The organism is Streptomyces sp. 7R007 (genome assembly GCF_054850255.1).
Map to the genome: position 1 here is coordinate 109,245 of NZ_JBTWMV010000017.1, position 18,289 is coordinate 127,533.

Here is an 18,289-nt window from a genome sequence, read left to right on the forward strand (position 1 = left end):
CCCTTGGGTACGTCGGCACGGGGGCGTTCGTTCAGGCATGGGACCACCGACTTGTGGAACCACCTGTCCCGGTAGGGCAGTCTTTCCCCTCGTGGGCAGCGTTCCGAATCAGGGTGTCGCCGGTGGTGATCTCTCGGCGCACATGGTGGTGTGCGGCGACGACGGGCTCGCGCACCGGTTGGCCGCCGAGTTGCGGAGCGTGTACGGGGAACAGGTCACGCTCGTCGTACCGCCCTCCCAGCGCGGTGTCCGGCCGCCGGTCGTCGGGCGGGCCCGGGCGACCACCGCGGCGCTGCTCGACCGGGTGAGCGCGGCCGTGAACCGGGCCGGCGGCAACGGCGAGCCCGCCGGCGGCGAACGCGTCATCGAGGCCGGCGAGGCGACCGAGGCCGTGCTCGGCGAGGCGGGCGTGGAGCGGGCCGCGGCACTGGCGCTCGTGTACGACGACGACGAGACCAACATCCGCGCCGCCCTCACCGCACGCCGCCTCAATCCGCGACTGCGGCTCGTCCTGCGGCTCTACAACCGGCGGTTGGGGCAGCACATCGAGGAACTCCTCGACCAGGCCGCCGTGTTGGCCTCGGCCGACGGGGCCGGCTTCGACGCGTCCACGACCGTGCTGTCCGACGCCGACACGGCGGCTCCCGCGCTGGCCGCGACCGCTGTCGCCGGCACCAGCAAGGTCGTACAGACCGGTGGGTTGCTGCTACGGGCGGTGGAGCGGCCGTCGGGGTCCGGTGGTGAGTCGGGGCTCGTCACGCTGGCGTTGCTGTCGCCCACGGGAGGCGGGGCGGCGGGGGGCGGCGGTCCGGCGGGGGCTTCCGAAGGGGGCGAGAACGGGGAGCAAGGGCCCCTGCTGCTGCCCGACGCCGAGACCGTGCGGGACGCCGCCGAGCGGGGGAGCGTCGTGCTGGAGCAGGTGTCGTACGCGGGGCCCGCGTTGCCGCCGGCGCGGGTGGCGGTGCCGTTCGCCTCGTTGTTCTCGCGGCGGCTGAGGTGGTCGCTGGCCGGGATGGCGGCCTGCGTGGTCGCGCTCGCCGTCGCGTTGTGGCTGGTGACCGGGGTTCATCCGCTGAAGGCCTTCTATCTGACGCTGCTCGACCTGTTCGCCATCGACGACCCCGCCATCGGGGCGTCCGTGGGGCGGCAGGTCCTGCAACTCCTGTCCGGGCTGGTCGGGTTGCTGCTGCTGCCGGTGCTGCTGGCGGCCGTGCTCGAAGCGCTCGGCACCTTCCGGACCGCGTCCGCGTTGCGCAAGCCGCCGCGGGGGCTCGGGGGGCATGTGGTGCTGCTCGGGCTGGGGAAGATCGGCACGCGGGTGCTGACGCGGTTGCGGGAGCTGAACATTCCCGTGGTGTGCGTGGAGTCCGACCCCGAGGCGCGGGGGCTGGCCACGGCGCGGCGGTTGCGGGTGCCGGTGGTGCTCGGGGACGTGACGCAGGAAGGGGTCCTGGAGGCCGCGAAGGTGCATCGGGCGCACGCGCTGCTCGCGGTGACCAGTGCGGACACGACGAATCTGGAGGCCGTGCTGTACGCGCGGGCCGTACGGCCCGATCTGCGGGTGGTGCTGCGGCTGTACGACGACGACTTCGCCACCGCCGTGTACCGGACCTTGCGGGCGGCTCATCCGGGGGCCTCCACGCGCAGTCGGAGTGTGTCGCATCTGGCGGCTCCCGCGTTTGCCGGGGCGATGATGGGGCGGCAGATCCTGGGGGCGATTCCGGTGGAACGGCGGGTGCTGCTGTTCGCGGTGGTGGATGTGGACGGGCATCCGCAGCTGGAGGGGAAGACGGTGGCCGAGGCGTTCCGGGCGGGGGCCTGGCGGGTGTTGGCCTTGGACACGGCGGTTTCGGGGGGTGGCGGGAGTGGGCGGGAGGAGCCTGCGGTTGAGGAGGCGTACGAGGAGGGGGCGGGGGCTGGAGCGGGAACCGGGGCTGGTTCTGGTGCCGGCGGCGGTGTCGGTGGCGGGACAGGGCCGGGATCGGTGTCCGAGGGCCTGCCCGGTTCCGGGCTCGTGTGGGATCTGCCCGACACGTACGTGCTGAACGGGTCGGACCGGGTGGTGCTGGCCGCTACGCGGCGGGGGTTGGCGGAGTTGCTGGGGCGGCGTCGGCGGGAGCGGGCGGGGGCGTAGGGGGTACGGCCGTGGGAGGTGCACCCGTGTCCTCTCGCCCCCGCCCAGGGGGCCGGCTCCGCCCCCGGACCTCCGTCAGCTCCCCAAGTGCCGCTCCGCGAAGTCCAGTTCCAGGCGTACCTGTTTGATCCGTTCGTCCACCACCAGGGAGCCGTGGCCCGCGTCGTAGCGGTATACCTCGTGGGTCGCTCCTCTGGACTCCAGGCGTTTGACGTAGTTCTCGATCTGCCGGATGGGGCAGCGGGGGTCGTTGACGCCGGCCGAGATGTAGACGGGGGCCGTGACCTTGTCGACGTAGGTGATCGGGGAGGACGCCTCGAAGCGGTCCGGGACCTCGTCGGGGGTGCCGCCGAGCAGCGTGCGGTCCATCGCCTTCAGGGCCTCCATCTCGTCGTGGTACGCCGTGACGTAGTCCGCCACCGGGACCGCCGCGATGCCCAGCGTCCACGCGTCCGGCTGGGTGCCCAGGCCGAGCAGGGTGAGGTAGCCGCCCCAGGAACCGCCCGTGAGGATCAGCCGGGAGGGGTCGGCGAGGCCCGAGGACACCGCCCACTCACGGACCGCCGCGATGTCCTCCAGCTCGATCAGGCCGACCCGGTGCTTCAGGGCGTCGGTCCAGGCGCGGCCGTACCCCGTGGAGCCGCGGTAGTTGACGCGGACCACCGCGTAACCGTGGTCCACCCACGCCGCCGGGCCCGCCGCGAAGGAGTCGCTGTCGTGCCAGGTCGGGCCGCCGTGGATGTCGAAGACGGTGGGGAAGGGGCCGGTCTTCCCGGACGGCTTCTGGACCAGGGCGTGGATGCGGCCGCCCGGGCCCTCCACCCAGACGTCCTCCACCGGCACCGAGCCCGGCGACTTCATGCCGGGCGGGTCGAGGACGACCTCGCCGGTGGTGGAGCGGACCGCCGGGGGCTCGGCGGCCGAGGACCACAGGTACTCCGCCGTGCCGTCGGGGCGGGCCGTCGCACCGGAGACGGTGCCCGGCGGGGTCGGGATCCGCTCCAGGGCGCCGGCCGTGAGGTCGTACCGGAAGAGTTCGCTGCGGGCCTCGAAGCTGTGCACGATGAGCAGTCCCGTGCCGTCCGGGTACCACTCCGCGCTGACGTCGCCGGGCAGGTCGAGGGCGAGGTCGCTCTCCTCGCCCGTCGCCACGTCCCACACCAGCGGCTCCCAGCGGCCCCGGCGCTGATGGCCGATGAGCAGGCGGGTGTCGCCGTCGACCGGCGCGAAGCCGAGGACCTCCAGGCCCAGCTCCTCGGTGCCGCCCTTGGTGTCGTCGAGCTCGGCGACCGTCGTGCCGTCGGGGCGCAGCACGCGCAGGGCGGAGTGCATCGCGTCGCCGTGCTCGGTGTGCTCGATGGCGATCAGCGAGCCGTCGTGGGAGAGGTCGCCGACGCCCGCCGACTCCCGGTGCCGGTAGATCTCCCTCGCGTCCTCCCCCACGCGCGCGAGGTGGATCGTCGTGCCCTCCTCGTCCGTGGAGCGGCCGACGACGGCCGTGCGGCCGTCTCTGCCGAGGGCCAGGCCCGCCGGGTAGGAGGGCTTCAGGCCCGGGACCGCGAGCTCGTCCGGTCCGCCCTCGAAGGGCTGTCTGCGCCAGACGCCGAACTCGTCGCCGTCCGTGTCGTCGAACCACCAGATCCACGCGCCGTCCGGGGAGAGCACGCCGTCCGTCGTGCCGTTCGGCCGGTCGGTGACCTGGCGCTGGGCGCCCGTGGCCCGGTCCCAGGCGTACAGCTCGTACGTCCCCGTGGCGTTGGAGACGAACAGGGAACGGTCCGGTGCGTCCTCCGCCCAGTCGGGCAGCGACACCCGGGGCGCCCTGAAGCGCTTCTCCCAGTCCGGCATCTGTTCCTGCTGGTGATCCGGCGCGGCGGACCCGTTGCTCTCAGTCATGGCCCCATACTGCCCGCCCGCCGCGACAATCCGCTGCCGAGGTCCTCAGCCTGTGGATAACTTCTACCACCCGCTTACCAAGCGCCCTCCCGAACCGGCCCCACCGCGCCCGGTCGGCCCCGTTTCCCAACCCCGCGCCGCTGCCCCGCGCGCCCGCCCCGTACCGTGGAAGGCGTGTACCGGTTTCTGCTGACGCCCCGTTGGTGGGGGATCAACGTCTTCGTGCTGCTCGCCATCCCCTTCTGCGTCTTCATGGGGTCCTGGCAGCTGAGCCGGTTCGAGGACCGGGTGCAGGAACACCGCGACGCGACCGAGCAGATCAGCACCGACCGGCACGAGGCGGCCCGCCCGCTGGCCGAGCTGCTGCCGGTGGACAAGGCGACCTCCGGCAAGCAGGTCACCGCGACCGGGCGGTACGGCAGGCAGCTGCTGGTTCCGGGCCGTGAGCTGGACGGCCGGCGCGGGTTCTACGTGCTGACGCTGCTGCGCGTCGACGGCGGCAAGGCGCTCCCGGTGGTGCGCGGCTGGCTGCCCGGGACCGCGGACGCCGCGAAGGCGCCCGCCGCGCCGGCCGGCGAGGTCACCGTCACCGGCGCGCTGCAGGCCTCCGAGACGCCCGGGGACAACGGGGTGAGCGCGCAGGGCGGGCTGCCGGCCGGGCAGACCGCGGCGATCAGCGCGGCCTCGCTGGTCAACCTCGTGCCGTACGACGTGTACGACGCGTGGATCACCCTGGACAAGGGCGACTCGGGGATGAAGGCCGTGCCCGCGACGGCGCCGTCCGACAGCGGGCTCGACCTGAAGGCGTTCCAGAACCTCGGCTACACCGGTGAGTGGTTCGTCTTCGCCGGGTTCGTGGTGTTCATGTGGTTCCGGCTGGTGCGGCGCGAGGCCGAGTTCGCCCGGGACGCCGCGATGGGGCTGGTGCCGCAGGACGATCAGGAACCGGCCAGCACTCCCGTGTAGTACACCGTCCCCGCGCACGCGTCGGAGACGGTCGCCGAGACCGACGGCGAGCCCTGCTCGGTGGTGTTGGTCACCACGACGCTGCCGTCCTGGGTGCCGTCCTCCGTCATCAGCTGGGTGGTCACCCCGCTGCTGTCGGTGCCGGTGGAGCCGGACGTGGTCGTGTCCTGGGACGGGCTCGGCGAGGCGGTGGTGCCGCCGGTGTCCGTGCCGCCCGTGTCGCCGCCGACGGGACAGGTCGCCGAGGGCACCCAGGCGAACTTGATCTGGTACGACGTTCCCGGCTGAAGCACCAGCGAGGCGACCTCGGTGGACGGGTCCGGCAGGCCGGCCGCCGCGTCGCCGGCGACATGCCGGGCCACGTTGACCTTGGTGGCGTCCGCGGCGCCCTGCGCGGTCGCGCTCACCGTGCCGGGCGCGTCGACGGTGCAGGCGGCGGAGGAGACGTTGCTGATGCCGAAGGTGCCGTAGACCGTGCCCACGGAGTCGGGCGCGTCGGTGGACTCGGTGACCGAGCCGAGCTGGGCGGCCGTGCACACCGGCGCGTTCGCCGCGCTGGTGGCCGACGGGCCGGTGCCGGTGCCGCTGCCCGTGCCCGGATCGCCGCTCCTGCCCTTGCCGTCGCCCTTGGCGGTGCCGCCGGGCCTGTCCTGGGCCGCGCCGGAGCTGCCGCCGGCCGTGCTCTCACTGCCGTCCGCGTTTTTTCCCTGGTTCGCCCCGCCCTGGGCCTGCGAGGCCTGGCCGGCCACCGAGGGGTTGACGTCGGAGCCGGTGGCGTTGGAGACGTGTACCAGGGCCGGGACGGCGGTGCCGAGGAAGAGGGCCGCGGCCGCCATGCCGACGACGGCCTGCCGCTTGCGGGCCCGCCGGGCGGGCACGGCCCGCTGCAGATGCTCCAGGGCACCGTCGCGGGGCTCCACCGTCTGCACCGCCTGGTGCAGCATCCTGCGCAGTGCCAGCTCGTCCGAGTCGAGCCCGTCGAGGCTCTGGTCGTCGGGGCCGTCGTTCACAGTTCCGTTCCCAGCGTGCGAGTGCGTGTCGTCATGGGTGGGCCCGCCCGTCGGCTCGTGCCAGGCGAAGGGCTCGTGCCGCTCGTGGGAGTCGGGTCCCTCGACGTCGCGGTTCATGCCGGTGCCTCCATGGCGAGCCGGAGGGCCGCGATGCCGCGGGAGCCGTACGCCTTCACCGAGCCCAGCGATATGCCGAGCGTGTCGGCGACCTGGGCCTCGGTCATGTCCGCGAAGTAGCGCAGCACGAGGACCTCGCGCTGGCGGCGCTGCAGCCCCTTCATCGCCTTGATGAGGGAGTCGCGCTCCAGCTGGTCGTACGCGCCCTCCTCGGCGCTGGCCATGTCGGGCATCGGCTTGGACAGCAGCTTCAGCCCGAGGATGCGGCGGCGCAGGGCCGAGCGGGAGAGGTTGACGACCGTCTGCCGCAGGTAGGCGAGCGTCTTCTCGGGGTCGCGGACCCGTTTGCGCGCCGAGTGCACGCGGATGAACGCCTCCTGGACGACGTCCTCGCAGGAGGCGGTGTCGTCGAGGAGGAGGGCCGCGAGACCGAGCAGCGAGCGGTAGTGGGCCCGGTAGGTCTCGGTCAGGTGGTCGACGGTGGTGCCGGCCGCCACCATGTCATCGGCGCCCTCGCGCTGATTCGGTATGCGGGCGGGCCGCGCTGCGGGCATGGGCGCGATCACCGGCATGCCGCCGGGCGCGCCGGGCATGCGGGGTCGTAGTGCCGCGCCGCCGCGTGCCGCGGCAGGGAAGTCGAGAACCTGAGCCACGCCAGTTGGACACGCCGCCCCCCGTCAGGGTTGTACGCGCCGGGCGTCACTTTCCCGACGGAGGGCCCGCGGCCCGTCCGTCTCGCACCAGGCAGCGCAACCGACCGTGCGTCAAACGCCCTCATGCCTACCCGCTCTTCCGCTGTGTCCTGAACGACCGAGGCGTCCCCACGCCTCGGCCGGCGTCCCCGCGACCCCCTGGAGGGCGTTCGCAAAGACGCTCCCCGCCCTTCGCGCGGTTGCGAAAGGCGGGGAGGGAAATCTTCGGATGCCGAAGGGGCCCGTATCAAGTGGTGTGGACCATCGACCGGCTCACACTTTTCCTCCAGATCCTACAAAGTGATCCCGGACTGGCCAGGAGTTTTCCGGTACGTACAAGCGCGTACGACAAGTCCGCCGTCCGGCCCGCCTCAGCCGAACTCGGCCGCCACCAGCTCGGCGATCTGCGCGGTGTTGAGCGCCGCGCCCTTGCGCAGGTTGTCCCCGCAAACGAACAGCTCCAGGGCCGTGGGGTCGTCGAGCGCGCGGCGCACCCGGCCCACCCAGGTGGGGTCGGTGCCGACCACGTCGGCGGGGGTGGGGAACTCCCCGGCGGCCGGGTCGTCGCACAGGACGACGCCGGGGGCGGTGGCGAGGATCTCGCGGGCCCCGTCGACGGTGACCTCGCCCTGGAAGCGGGCGTGGACGGTCAGCGAGTGGGTGGTGATCACCGGTACCCGTACGCAGGTCACGGCGACCGGCAGACCGGGCAGGCCGAGGATCTTGCGGGACTCGTCCCGTACCTTCATCTCCTCCGAGGACCAGCCGTCCTCGCGCACCGACCCGGCCCACGGCACGACGTTCAGCGCGACCGGCTCCGGGAACGGCCCGGTGTCGTCCCCGACGGCCCGCCGTACGTCACCCGGGCTGGTCCCCAGTTCGGTGCCGGCCACCAGCCTCAGCTGCCGGCGCAGGGTCTCGACGCCGGCCCGGCCCGCCCCGCTGACGGCCTGGTACGAGGAGACGACCAGCTCGCGCAGACCGAACTCGGCGTGCAGCGCGCCCAGGGCGACGATCATGGACAGCGTCGTGCAGTTCGGGTTGGCGATGATCCCGCGCGGACGCCGGCGCGCCGCGTGCGGGTTGACCTCGGGCACGACCAGGGGCACGTCCGGGTCCATCCGGAAGGCGCCGGAGTTGTCGACGACGACCACGCCCTTGGCGGCGGCGACGGGCGCCCAGCGCGCGGCGACCTCGTCGGGCACGTCGAACATGGCGATGTCGACCCCGTCGAAGGCCTCCTCCGACAGGGCCGTCACCTCGACCTGCTCGCCGCGCACGGCCAGCTTGCGGCCGGCCGAGCGCGGCGAGGCGATCAGACGGATCTCGCCCCAGATGTCCGCGTGCTGGGACAGGATCTGGAGCATGACCGTGCCGACGGCTCCGGTCGCGCCCACGACCGCGAGTGTCGGCCGTCCGGCCTGGGACATCAGCGTCCGGTGCCTCCGTAGACGACCGCCTCGGTCGTGTCGGAGTCCAGGCCGAAGGCGGTGTGCACGGCGCGCACGGCCTCGGGGACGTCGTCGGCGCGGGTGACCACCGAGATGCGGATCTCGGAGGTCGAGATCAGCTCGATGTTCACACCGGCGTCGGACAGCGCCTCGAAGAAGGCGGCGGTGACGCCCGGGTTGGTCTTCATACCGGCGCCGACCAGGGAGATCTTGCCGATCTGGTCGTCGTAGCGCAGCGAGTCGAAGCCGATCGCGGTCTTCGCCTTCTCCAGGGCGTCGATGGCCTTGCGGCCCTCGGTCTTGGGGAGGGTGAAGGAGATGTCGGTCAGGCCCGTGGAGGCCGCCGACACGTTCTGCACGACCATGTCGATGTTGATCTCGGCGTCGGCGATGGCGCGGAAGATGACGGCGGCCTCGCCCGGCTTGTCCGGCACGCCGACGACCGTGACCTTGGCCTCGGAGGTGTCGTGCGCGACACCGGAGATGATGGCCTGCTCCACCTTCTTGTCCCCTTGCTCGATCGGCTCGCTGCTGACCCAGGTGCCCGTCAGGCCGCTGAAGCTGGAGCGCACATGGATCGGGATGTCGTAGCGGCGGGCGTACTCCACACAGCGGTGGAGCAGCACCTTGGAGCCGGAGCTGGCGAGCTCCAGCATGTCCTCGAAGGAGATCCAGTCGATCTTCTTCGCCTTCTTCACCACGCGCGGGTCGGCGGTGAACACGCCGTCGACGTCGGTGTAGATCTCGCACACCTCGGCGTCGAGGGCGGCGGCCAGCGCGACGGCCGTGGTGTCGGAGCCGCCGCGGCCGAGCGTGGTGATGTCCTTCTTGTCCTGGCTGACGCCCTGGAACCCGGCGACGATGGCGATGTTGCCGGCGTCGATCGAGTCGCGGATCCGCCCCGGCGTCACGTCGATGATGCGGGCTTTGTTGTGGACCGAGTCGGTGATGACGCCTGCCTGGCTGCCGGTGAACGACTGGGCCTCGTGCCCCAGGTTTTTGATCGCCATCGCCAGCAGGGCCATGGAGATCCGCTCTCCGGCGGTCAGCAGCATGTCGAACTCACGCCCGGCAGGCATCGGGGATACCTGTTCGGCGAGATCGATCAGCTCGTCCGTCGTGTCGCCCATCGCGGAAACGACGACAACCACCTGGTTGCCGTTCTTCTTCGCTTCCACGATCCGCTTGGCGACGCGCTTGATGCCCTCGGCATCGGCTACGGAGGAGCCTCCGTACTTCTGCACGACAAGGCCCACGTGCGCTCCTCGCTCGGTATGTACTGCGGTCGGCTCAGTTTAACGAGCGTCCGAAAATCCCTTCTGCGGTATCGCATGGTGAGATTTCCCGGTCGCCCGCTCCGGATGGCACCTGCCCCTGTCGGGCCGTCGGCACTCGGAAAGTGCCACGGCTCACAGAGACCCCTGTGCAGCGCCGACCCCGGCCGCGATCGCGCTTCCCCGACGCGTCGCTCATGCGTCACCGGTCGACGCGGAGCCGATGTCACCCCCGGCTGCGATCGAACGCTCCCCGGAGGCGGTGACGTCCCGTGCCGGAGGCGTGGGGTTCGCGGGCGGCGCGGGAGCGGGGGCCGCCGTCACGCCGTTCCCGGTCACCGCCGTACCGATGTCGCCGCCCGCCGCGATGGACCGCTCGCCACCCGCCGACACAGTGACCGCGGCCGGGGCCGGGGCCGCGGGGCCCGCCATGAGCGCGTAGAACGTGAGCGCGAGGCCCACCAGGCCCGCGGCGCCGCCGGCCACGCTCGCCCAGGGATCCGCCGCGCCGACGTCGAGCAGGCCCCCGACGACGAGCCCCGCCGCGCCCGCGAGGCAGAGCCCGGTCCCCGTCCACGTCAACGCCCTCGACCGTCTCGTCATACGCCCATCATCGCGTCGCCGGTGGCCGGGCGGCAGGGGTTCGGGGAGGATGCCGGACCATGACGACGAGCGGGTGGGCCGGTGACGTACTGCTGGCGGCGATCGTGCTGCTCGGCTCGTCCGTGCAGTGGCTCACCGGCATGGGGTTCGCGCTGGTCGCCGTGCCCGCTCTCGCGCTCCTGCTCGGGCCGGCCGAGGGGGTGGTCCTCGCCAACTGCGCGGCCGGGGCGATCTGTCTGGCCGGCCTGGCGGGCGGACTGCGGCGCGTGCGCTTCTCCGCGATGGTGCCGTTGTGCCTGGCGGCGGCCTGCACGGTGCCCGCGGGCACCTGGCTGACCCGCCGGCTCCCCCAGCCGGTCCTGCTGTTGGTGATGGGCGGCCTGGTGACCGTGGCGGTCCTGCTCGTCCTGCGCGGCGGACGGGTGCCGGCCCTGCGCGGCGGACGGGGCGCGGTGGCCGCCGGCGCGGTGGGCGGTTTCATGAACGCGGCGGCGGGCGTGGGCGGCCCGCCGATGTCCCTGTACGCCGTCAACGCGGGCTGGCCGGTACGGGAGTTCGTGCCGAACGCGATGTTCTACGGCGTGGTCGTGAACGCCTTCTCCGTCGCGTCCAACGGGCTGCCGGAGCTGACCGGCACCGAGTGGACCGCCGTCATCGCGGCCATGGCCCTCGGCGGGGTGATCGGCAGAACCCTCGCCTCCCGCACCCCCGAGAACCGAGCCCGCCTGCTCGTCCTGCTGCTCGCCCTGACGGGCGGGGTGACGGCGGCGGGCAAGGGCATCTGGGGGCTGTGAACGAGGGGGGTCAACCGTCGCGCAGTGCCCGGGCGTCCGGGGCTGCCGGCAGGGCTGGTTCGCGTTCCCGGCCCACGAACAGCCGGCCGCTCGGGCAGGTTCGTCAGTCCTCTCGGCGCCTCGACGGACGCGGCACGGGGCGTGTGCCCCGGCGGGGCGGGGCGACGTGGAGCGTCAGGTTCTCGATGTGCTGCGTGCCGACCGCGCCCGGCGCGGGAGCGGGCCGGCGGTGGCCGGCAGCCGGCGCCCCGGAACCCGGCGTGGCGTCACTTCCCCGGGATCATTCCCAGCGGTCCGCCGATCTCCTCCGCCATCACCTTGCCCGCCTCGAACTCCAGGGTCTCGTCGCCCATGCCCTGGTCCGTGTCGAGGCCGTCGAGCTCGGCCAGGGGCTGGTCGAGGCGGATGTGGGCCAGGACGGAGTGCAGGGCGCGCAGCGTGGCGGAGGCGGTGGAGCCCCAGTTGGAGAAGTAGGAGAACTGCCACCACCACAGCGCCTCGGTGATGCGGCCCGCGCGGTAGTGGGCCATGCCGTGGCGCAGGTCGGTGATGACGTCCGCGAGGTCGTCGGAGATACGGGCCGGCACGGGCGCCTTGCGGGGCTCGTAGGGGTCGAAGACCTCCGAGTAGACGTCGACCGGGTCGAGGAGGCGGGCGAGGTTCTCGCGCAGTTCGTCGACGTCCGGCTCCGGACCCAGGTCGGGCTCGTAGCGCTCCTCCGGCACGATGTCCTCGTGCGCGCCCAGACGGCCGCCGGCCAGCAGGAGCTGGGAGACCTCCAGGAGGAGGAAGGGGACCGCCGAGCCCGGTTCGTCGCCCTTGGCGACCTCCGTGACGGCGACCAGGAAGCTCTCGACCTGGTCCGCGATCTGGACCGCGAAGTCGTCCGGGTCCTGCGTCGTGGCGTGCAGCGTGGCGTCAGACATCTAGGAGTCGTCTCCCCTCGAAGGCGCGGCCGAGGGTCACCTCGTCCGCGTATTCCAGGTCGCCACCCACCGGGAGGCCGCTGGCCAGGCGGGTGACCTTGAGGCCCATGGGCTTGATCATGCGGGCGAGGTAGGTGGCGGTCGCCTCGCCCTCCAGGTTCGGGTCCGTCGCCAGGATCAGCTCCGTGACCGTCCCGTCGGCCAACCGCGCGAGAAGTTCTCGTATACGCAGGTCGTCGGGGCCCACTCCCTCGATGGGGCTGATCGCGCCGCCGAGCACGTGGTAGCGGCCGCGGAACTCGCGGGTGCGCTCGATGGCGACCACGTCCTTGGGCTCCTCCACCACGCAGATGACCGAGGGGTCGCGGCGGCTGTCGCGGCAGATGCCGCACAGCTCCTCCTGCGCGACGTTCCCGCACGTCGCACAGAAGCGGACCTTTGCCTTGACCTCCATCAGGGCCTGCGCGAGCCGCCGCACGTCCGTCGGCTCCGCCTGCAGGATGTGGAAGGCGATCCGCTGCGCGCTCTTGGGACCGACGCCGGGCAGCCGCCCCAGCTCGTCGATGAGGTCCTGGACCACGCCTTCGTACACGGACTGCCGTCCTTCCTGGGGTTCCTTACGGTACGTACGGTAGTTGGCCGCGCCCCCTCTTATGAAGCCGCGGCCGCGCGGAAAAGCGCGGCGCTCAGAACGGCAGGCCGGGGATGCCGCTGCCGCCGCCCAGGCCCTGGGCGAGCGGTCCCAGCTTCTGCTGTTGGAGCGTCTGGGCGTTCTCGTTGGCCGCGTGGACGGCCGCGACGATCAGGTCGGCGAGGGTCTCGGTGTCGTCCGGGTCCACCGCCTTCGGGTCGATCTTCAGCGCCCTGAGCTCGCCGGCGCCGGTGACGGTCGCCTTCACCAGGCCGCCGCCCGCCTGCCCGTCGACCTCCGTCTGCGCCAGCTCCTCCTGCGCCTGTTGCAGGTCCTGCTGCATCTTCTGGGCCTGCTGGAGCAGCTGCTGCATGTTGGGCTGGCCACCACCGGGAATCACGATCAGCTCCTGGTTTCGTCGTTTCATCCGTTGTGCACGAGCCTACGTGTTCAGCGCTGCCCTCGCCCCGCCACTCTTTCGAGTGAGATCGCCGCGACTCCCCTACCTGATCAAACCCCTCTTGCGGGCGGAAAACAGGTGAAAGGCATGTCTTCGCCACCCATTGGGCGGTAGGAAGGGACCCGCGTCGGCACGGGATGTCACGCAACGTGAGCGTCTGTGATCAGTGCGGGATCAGTAGGGAGTGCCGGGTGGGTCAGCCGGAGATGCAGCCCGAGGGTCCGCCTCAGGACGGGCGGGGCGAGGGCGCGGCCGGGCTGCGGCCGGGCGATCTGGCCGGGCGGGCCTTCCCGCTCGGGGACTGGGGCGAGCCCGCGGAGCGGCTGTACGAGCTGTACCGGTGGGTGGAGCGCGGGGCGCTGGAGACGGCGTCCTGGTATCTCGCGGACCGGGTGTGGAAGCGGCGCGGGGCGCGGGCGCTGCGGGCCGGGGCGGCGGCGGGGGCGGTCGCCGGGGCCGCGCTGCCGCTGCTGGACCTCACCGGCGCGCTGGGCGGGGTCGCGCCCTGGGGGTATCTGGCGCTGCTGCTCGCCGTCGCGTGCGTGGCGGTGGACCGGTTCTTCGGGGTGACGTCCGGCTGGATGAGGGACGTGGCGACGGCGCAGGCCGTGCAGCGGCGGCTGCAGGTGCTGCAGTTCGACTGGGCCTCGGAGAGCGTGCGGGAGGTGCTGGGGCCGGCCGAGGGGACGGCGAGCGAGGCGGCCGAGCGGTGCCTGGGGGTGCTGCGGCGGTTCTCCGAGGACGTGACGGAGCTGGTGCGCACGGAGACGGCCGACTGGATGGTGGAGTTCCGCACCGGCTCGGCGCCCATGGGAATCCAGTCGGCGGTCCCGGCCGGCGCCCGCCAGGACCCCCCGGGCCACGGCCGCTTCCCGGCCCCGCCGAACGGCAACCCCCGCCCCAACATGCCCCGCCAGCGCCCGCCGGAGCCGAGGTGACGGCAAGGCGCGCCGTACCACCGGGATACGGGGTCCGCCGGCGGAAAGCGGCGGCGAAAGATGGCGTTTTCGCGCGCTTCGCGTGATATCGCCACCACCCCGGGCGCGACCCGTTAGTTTACTCAACTCCACTGTGGGCAAGGTCATTTGCCCAGCGACATGGCACAGGGGGAGAGGTCGCGATGGCAGTGCCTCGCAATGCGCCGAGCGGGTTTCCCGACGACGAGGGCGCCGACGATTTCGTACGGGAGTTCAGGCAGGTGGTCGCGCCGGCCGAGCGCGAGGCGCTGGCGCACACCCCGCCACTGGTGATCCTGGACGTCCAGGGCGAGGACGCCGAGTACGACGCCCGGGTGCGGCGCGTGCTCGGCGAGCTGGAGAGCGCCCTGCGCGGCCGGCACGACGAGAAGCTGGTGCCGTACGCCCTGCCGACCGCGGCCCAGGACGCCGACCTGCTCAGCGGGACCGCGGCCCGGCAGCTCACGTTCGGTCTGCCCAAGCACATGAAGCCGGATCGTTTCCCCGGCTTCTGGCCGCTGTGGGACTGCGTCGCCTACATAAGGGACCACGCGGCGCAGGGCCGGGCCCCGGGCGCCGGCGTCCTGCGCGACTACGCCCACGAACAGCTGCGCACCCACCGCCGGCAGCGCCGCGAGGGCCGTCTCCAGGTCTTCCTGTGGGCGCTCGGCGGCAGCGAGGCGCCCCCCGCGGGCGGCCTGCGCGGCTGGCTGCTCGGCTCCCTCTGGCACGGCATCACCCGCACCTTCCCGCGCTGGTGCTGGGAGCGCCGCAAGACCGGTCTGATGGTGCGCTCCCGGCGCCCCTTCGGCCAGGGCCGGCAGCGCTGGCTGGGCGAGGTGCTCGGCATGACCGGCGGCACCGAGACGGTGTTCGCGGTGATGGACGAGGTCGCCGACCGGCAGATGCCCCGCCTCAGACTGGACCTCGACCACGAACGCCACCAGGAGTCCCTGAACGCCCTGGAGCACCTCCTCACCCGCGCCCTGCTGGAGGACATGAAGAGACCGGCCGTCGGCGGCGTGCTGCCCGTGCGCCGCCGCAGAACCGCCCGGCCCGTCCTGCTGGTCCCCCTGCCCCGGCCGGGCAGGCCCGGCGTGCAGGCCGTCGAGCGCTTCCTGCGCGCCTTCCACCAGGAGCGCGCCCACACCACGCAGGCGCCCGGCCCCCTGGTCATCGCCGTCGGCCGGCCCTCGCCGCAGCTGCTGGCCGAGCTCGGCGCGCCGCAGGAGAGCAGCCTCCGGCAGGCGGGGCGGCTGATCCAGACGCAGGAGCGCGCGGTCGGCGGCCCGGTGCTGGTGCGCCTGAACGACGAGCCCTTCACCCGCGACGGGCTCTACATCCGCCCGAGCTCCCCGACCTCCTACCGGCTCGGCGGGCGCACGGTGACGGCGGGCGTGGCGGGCGGCACCTCGCTGGCCCTGGCCGCCGTACTCCTCGGCCTGGGCGGCACGGAGTTCGCCGGCACGCACGACTCCAGCGCCTGTGTCGGCGGCGACCGCGCCCCCGGCGGCACCAAGTACGCCCGGCACGTCTCCCTCCAGCCCAGGCAGTGGTACGACGACATGCGGGCCGAGATCGCCGAGCAGAACAAGGTCGCCGAGCGGTTCGCCGCCCAGGGCCGCACCGTCCGTACCGTCGTCGCCTTCGGCTCCGGCGTGCCGGCCAGCGAGCAGGAGACGCTCTTCGACGGCACCATCCCGGAGCTGCGCGGCATCGCCATGTGGCAGCGCGACCTGAACGAGCAGGCGGTCTCCGACGACTCCCTGGTCCCGCTGCGCGTCGACGTGCGCTCCACCGGCAAGGGGTTCGTCAACGCCGAGCAGGAGGCCCGCAAGCTCGTCGCCCAGATCAAGGCCAACGCCTTCGGCAAGGACTACGAGAAGGTCGTCGGCGTCCTCGGCTACGCGCAGAGCAAGACGTCGACGCGCAACGCCCTGAAGATCCTCGACGAGATCGAGCTTCCCGTCATCGGCACGACGGCGACCGCGGACGAGATGAAGGTCAGCTCGAACTACTGGCCCTTCACTCCGCTCAACAGCACCGAGGCCAGGATCGAGGCGGACTTCGCGAGCGGGTTCCCGGTCGTCGCACGCTCCGGGTCCGGCAGCTGTGAGCGGGCGCGGCACGCCGTGGTGATCGAGACGTCGGGCGACCTCTACAGCAGCAGCCTCGCGGGCCGGTTCCGCAAGGAGTTCGCGGGTTCCACCGACATGATCGACTTCTCGCAGGAGGGCGCGTTCTCGGGCCCGCCCTCGGACACACCGCGGATCACGAGCCCGAGCGTGCTCGCCGACAGCGTCTGCTCGGCGCTCGGCGGGGGCGAGCCGACGGTCGTCTACTGGTCGGCGCGCGCCCGTGACTTCACCGCCTTCGTCGACGCCCTGGACACCGAGGGCACGTGCACGCACCGCGACGTGACCGTGCTGGGCGGCAACGAGCTGACGAACGTGGCTCTCACCGGCGCGTTCAACGACAAGAAGTGGCTGCGGCTGTACTACTCCGCGCACCGGCTGCCCGCGAACGACTCGCGGGCCGACGACAAGACGAAGCAGTTCGCGGCGGAGTACGACGCCTTCGTCCCCGGCCCGGTGACGGACGACCCGTGGCGCGACGACGGGCACTCGGCCGTCGCCTACGACGCCTTCCACGTGCTGTCGAAGGCCGCCGAGATGGCCCTGTCCGACAAGGGCGACGTCGCTCCCAGCGCCATACTCACCGCGCTGCGCAGCGGGATCACCTTCGACGGGGCGACCGGGCACGTCTCCTACGACAACGGGGTGCAACAGCCGCCGCGCGACAAGACGCTGGTCCTGCTGCGCCAGTCGGGCGACGGCCCGCTGGTGGCCGAGGCGTGCGGGGCGTACCGGCAGGGCGTGCAGAGCGGCACGCAGGGCGCACCCTGCACGCGGTGACACCGCCCGGGACGGGGACCGGACCGGCTAGGACTGCGGGTCGGGGAAGGCCACCGGGCTGCGCAGGCCGGTCCGGTTCACCGCCCGCACGCCGAAGAAGACGTTGTCCTTGGACAGGTCCACCTCGTACGAGGTGACGTCTCCGGCCGGGATCACGTGCGTCCACTCGGGCGCCGTGGTCTCCCGCCAGACGACCTCGTACCCGGCGAGGTCCGGCTCCGGGCCGCGGGTCCACACCAGCCGCGTGGAGTTGGTCAGGGCGGTGGTCACGATCCTGGCGCCGCGCGGGGTGCCCGGGGCCTGGGCGAGGGTCCACAGGGCGGCGGCGTTGACCCGGGCGACGCGCGCGGTGAAGGCGAAGTCGCAGAACTCGGGCAGGTCGCCGTACCGGACGCCGTCCTCGACGCGGACGTCCTGGTGCTGGTGCGCGAAGTCCTCGGCCGGCTCGGTGAACCGGGCCGCCGGGTACCCGCGTTCGAGGAAGGGGATGTGGTCGCCGCCGCGGAGGTAGCGGTCCCGCCGGTAGATCACGCGGACGTGCATGCCGGTGGCGCCGTTGTCGGCCACGTCCCGTACGAACCGGGCCAGTTGACGGGTCGCCGAGTCGTTCTCGCCGCCCACCGACCTGCGGATCGCCGCCTGCTCGGGGGTCTCGGAGGAGGGCACCCCCTCGGCGAACAGGCGGATGGTGTACGGGTCGCGGGTGCCGTCGTCCGCGGTGGAACTGCCGACGATGTCGTTGGTGAACATGCCCCGCACGTCCGCGCCCGCCGCCGTCAACCGCTCGGCCAGGTACGTCGATCCGTACAGCCCCTGCTCCTCCCCCGCCACCGCCGCGAACACCAGCGTGGCGGCCGGCCGGCGCCGGGCCAGCACCCGGGCCAGCTCCAGGACGACGGCCACCCCGGAGGCGTCGTCGTCGGCGCCCGGCGCGTCGGAGACGGCGTTCATGACGTCACTGACCCGGGAGTCGTAGTGCCCGGAGACGACGTACACGCGCTCGGGCGTGACCGCTCCGCGCAGGGTGGCGACGACGTTCGTGATGCGGGTGGCGGTGGGGATACGGGAGGCGGGCTGCTGGACGTACGACTGTGCCTCGACCGTCATCCGGCCGCCCGACGCGGCGGCGTGGGACCGCAGTTCGGCCAGCAGCCAGTCGCGGGCCGCGCCGATGCCGCGGGCGGGGTCGTCCTGGGCGGAGAGGGTGTGGCGGGTGCCGAACGAGACCAGCTTGCGGACCGTGGCCTCGATGCGGGCCGGGTCGATCTCCCGTAACAGCGCGCGCAGTTCACGCGAGGGCGGCTGTGCGGTCGGCGGCGGGGGCGCGGGGGCGGCCTCCGCGGGAGCCGCCGTGCCCAGGGCGGCCGCGCTCGCCGCGGCCGTCGCGGTCAGGACCGTTCTTCTGGAGGGACGCATGCACCAGGGTGCCCACAGGGCCGTACGGCGGCACAAGGGTGCCCACAC

At 72.8% G+C, this 18,289-nt stretch carries 15 protein-coding genes; 5 read left to right on the forward strand and 10 right to left on the reverse strand.

Features of this window, described 5'->3' with window-relative positions; all coding sequences use genetic code 11:
• The first annotated feature begins 142 nt into the window (after positions 1-142).
• Positions 143-2,134 carry an NAD-binding protein gene (locus ACYF6T_RS23110; protein WP_461698783.1) on the forward strand — a complete coding sequence of 664 codons (1,992 nt, stop codon included), beginning with the start codon at positions 143-145 and terminating at the stop codon, positions 2,132-2,134.
• A gap of 75 nt (positions 2,135-2,209) precedes the next feature.
• Here the strand turns inward: ACYF6T_RS23110 and ACYF6T_RS23115 are convergent, their stop codons facing one another.
• Positions 2,210-4,030, reverse strand: a complete 1,821-nt coding sequence (locus ACYF6T_RS23115) for a S9 family peptidase (RefSeq protein WP_461698710.1) — start codon at positions 4,028-4,030, stop codon at positions 2,210-2,212.
• A 174-nt stretch (positions 4,031-4,204) separates the two neighbouring features.
• On the opposite strand from ACYF6T_RS23115, the gene ACYF6T_RS23120 reads away from it, so the two are divergent.
• The gene (locus ACYF6T_RS23120) at positions 4,205-4,996 is read left to right on the forward strand and encodes an SURF1 family protein (RefSeq protein WP_461698711.1); all 792 of its coding nucleotides are present in this window, start codon (positions 4,205-4,207) and stop codon (positions 4,994-4,996) included.
• On the opposite strand, the gene ACYF6T_RS23125 is transcribed toward ACYF6T_RS23120, so the two are convergent.
• From ACYF6T_RS23125 to ACYF6T_RS23145, 5 genes are all read right to left on the reverse strand, one after another.
• A complete protein-coding gene (locus ACYF6T_RS23125; RefSeq protein ID WP_461698712.1) occupies positions 4,969-6,123 on the reverse strand; it encodes a hypothetical protein in 1,155 nt (384 codons plus the stop codon). The genes ACYF6T_RS23120 and ACYF6T_RS23125 overlap by 28 nt on opposite strands.
• Positions 6,120-6,716 (reverse strand): SigE family RNA polymerase sigma factor, encoded by a 597-nt coding sequence (locus tag ACYF6T_RS23130; protein ID WP_461698713.1) that lies wholly within the window; start codon positions 6,714-6,716, stop codon positions 6,120-6,122. Before ACYF6T_RS23130 ends, ACYF6T_RS23125 begins: the two co-directional genes overlap by 4 nt.
• 470 nt (positions 6,717-7,186) lie before the next feature.
• A complete protein-coding gene (locus ACYF6T_RS23135; protein WP_461698714.1) occupies positions 7,187-8,245 on the reverse strand; it encodes an aspartate-semialdehyde dehydrogenase in 1,059 nt (352 codons plus the stop codon).
• A complete protein-coding gene (locus ACYF6T_RS23140; protein ID WP_461698715.1) occupies positions 8,245-9,522 on the reverse strand; it encodes an aspartate kinase in 1,278 nt (425 codons plus the stop codon). The genes ACYF6T_RS23135 and ACYF6T_RS23140 overlap by 1 nt, the downstream gene beginning before the upstream one ends.
• A 213-nt stretch (positions 9,523-9,735) precedes the next feature.
• Positions 9,736-10,143, reverse strand: a complete 408-nt coding sequence (locus ACYF6T_RS23145; RefSeq protein WP_461698716.1) for a hypothetical protein — start codon at positions 10,141-10,143, stop codon at positions 9,736-9,738.
• Between the two features lie 59 nt (positions 10,144-10,202).
• On the opposite strand from ACYF6T_RS23145, the gene ACYF6T_RS23150 reads away from it, so the two are divergent.
• The gene (locus tag ACYF6T_RS23150) at positions 10,203-10,937 is read left to right on the forward strand and encodes a TSUP family transporter (RefSeq protein ID WP_461698717.1); all 735 of its coding nucleotides are present in this window, start codon (positions 10,203-10,205) and stop codon (positions 10,935-10,937) included.
• Positions 10,938-11,203: 266 nt separating this feature from the next.
• On the opposite strand, the gene ACYF6T_RS23155 is transcribed toward ACYF6T_RS23150, so the two are convergent.
• The 3 genes from ACYF6T_RS23155 to ACYF6T_RS23165 all read right to left on the reverse strand — a co-directional run bounded on the left by ACYF6T_RS23155 (position 11,204) and on the right by ACYF6T_RS23165 (position 12,894).
• On the reverse strand, positions 11,204-11,863 hold the full coding sequence (locus ACYF6T_RS23155; protein WP_461698718.1) for a DUF5063 domain-containing protein: 660 nt from the start codon (positions 11,861-11,863) through the stop codon (positions 11,204-11,206).
• Complete coding sequence (gene recR / locus ACYF6T_RS23160) at positions 11,856-12,455, reverse strand: recombination mediator RecR (RefSeq protein ID WP_030180213.1); 600 nt, start codon at positions 12,453-12,455, stop codon at positions 11,856-11,858. The genes ACYF6T_RS23155 and recR overlap by 8 nt, the downstream gene beginning before the upstream one ends.
• Positions 12,456-12,549: 94 nt before the next feature.
• Entirely contained in the window at positions 12,550-12,894 is a 345-nt protein-coding gene (locus ACYF6T_RS23165) for a YbaB/EbfC family nucleoid-associated protein (RefSeq protein WP_461698784.1), read from the reverse strand.
• Between the two features lie 251 nt (positions 12,895-13,145).
• Between ACYF6T_RS23165 and ACYF6T_RS23170 the strand changes: the two genes are divergently transcribed.
• Together ACYF6T_RS23170 and ACYF6T_RS23175 are read left to right on the forward strand one after the other, a co-directional pair.
• A complete protein-coding gene (locus tag ACYF6T_RS23170) occupies positions 13,146-13,892 on the forward strand; it encodes an SLATT domain-containing protein (RefSeq protein WP_461698719.1) in 747 nt (248 codons plus the stop codon).
• Positions 13,893-14,074: 182 nt separating this feature from the next.
• Positions 14,075-16,825, forward strand: coding sequence for a type 1 periplasmic-binding domain-containing protein (locus ACYF6T_RS23175; RefSeq protein ID WP_461698720.1), 2,751 nt, complete (start codon positions 14,075-14,077; stop codon positions 16,823-16,825).
• 27 nt (positions 16,826-16,852) lie between these two features.
• Here the strand turns inward: ACYF6T_RS23175 and ACYF6T_RS23180 are convergent, their stop codons facing one another.
• Positions 16,853-18,241: a M20/M25/M40 family metallo-hydrolase gene (locus tag ACYF6T_RS23180; protein WP_461698721.1), complete on the reverse strand. Its 1,389-nt coding sequence runs from the start codon at positions 18,239-18,241 to the stop codon at positions 16,853-16,855.
• Positions 18,242-18,289 lie beyond the last annotated feature (48 nt).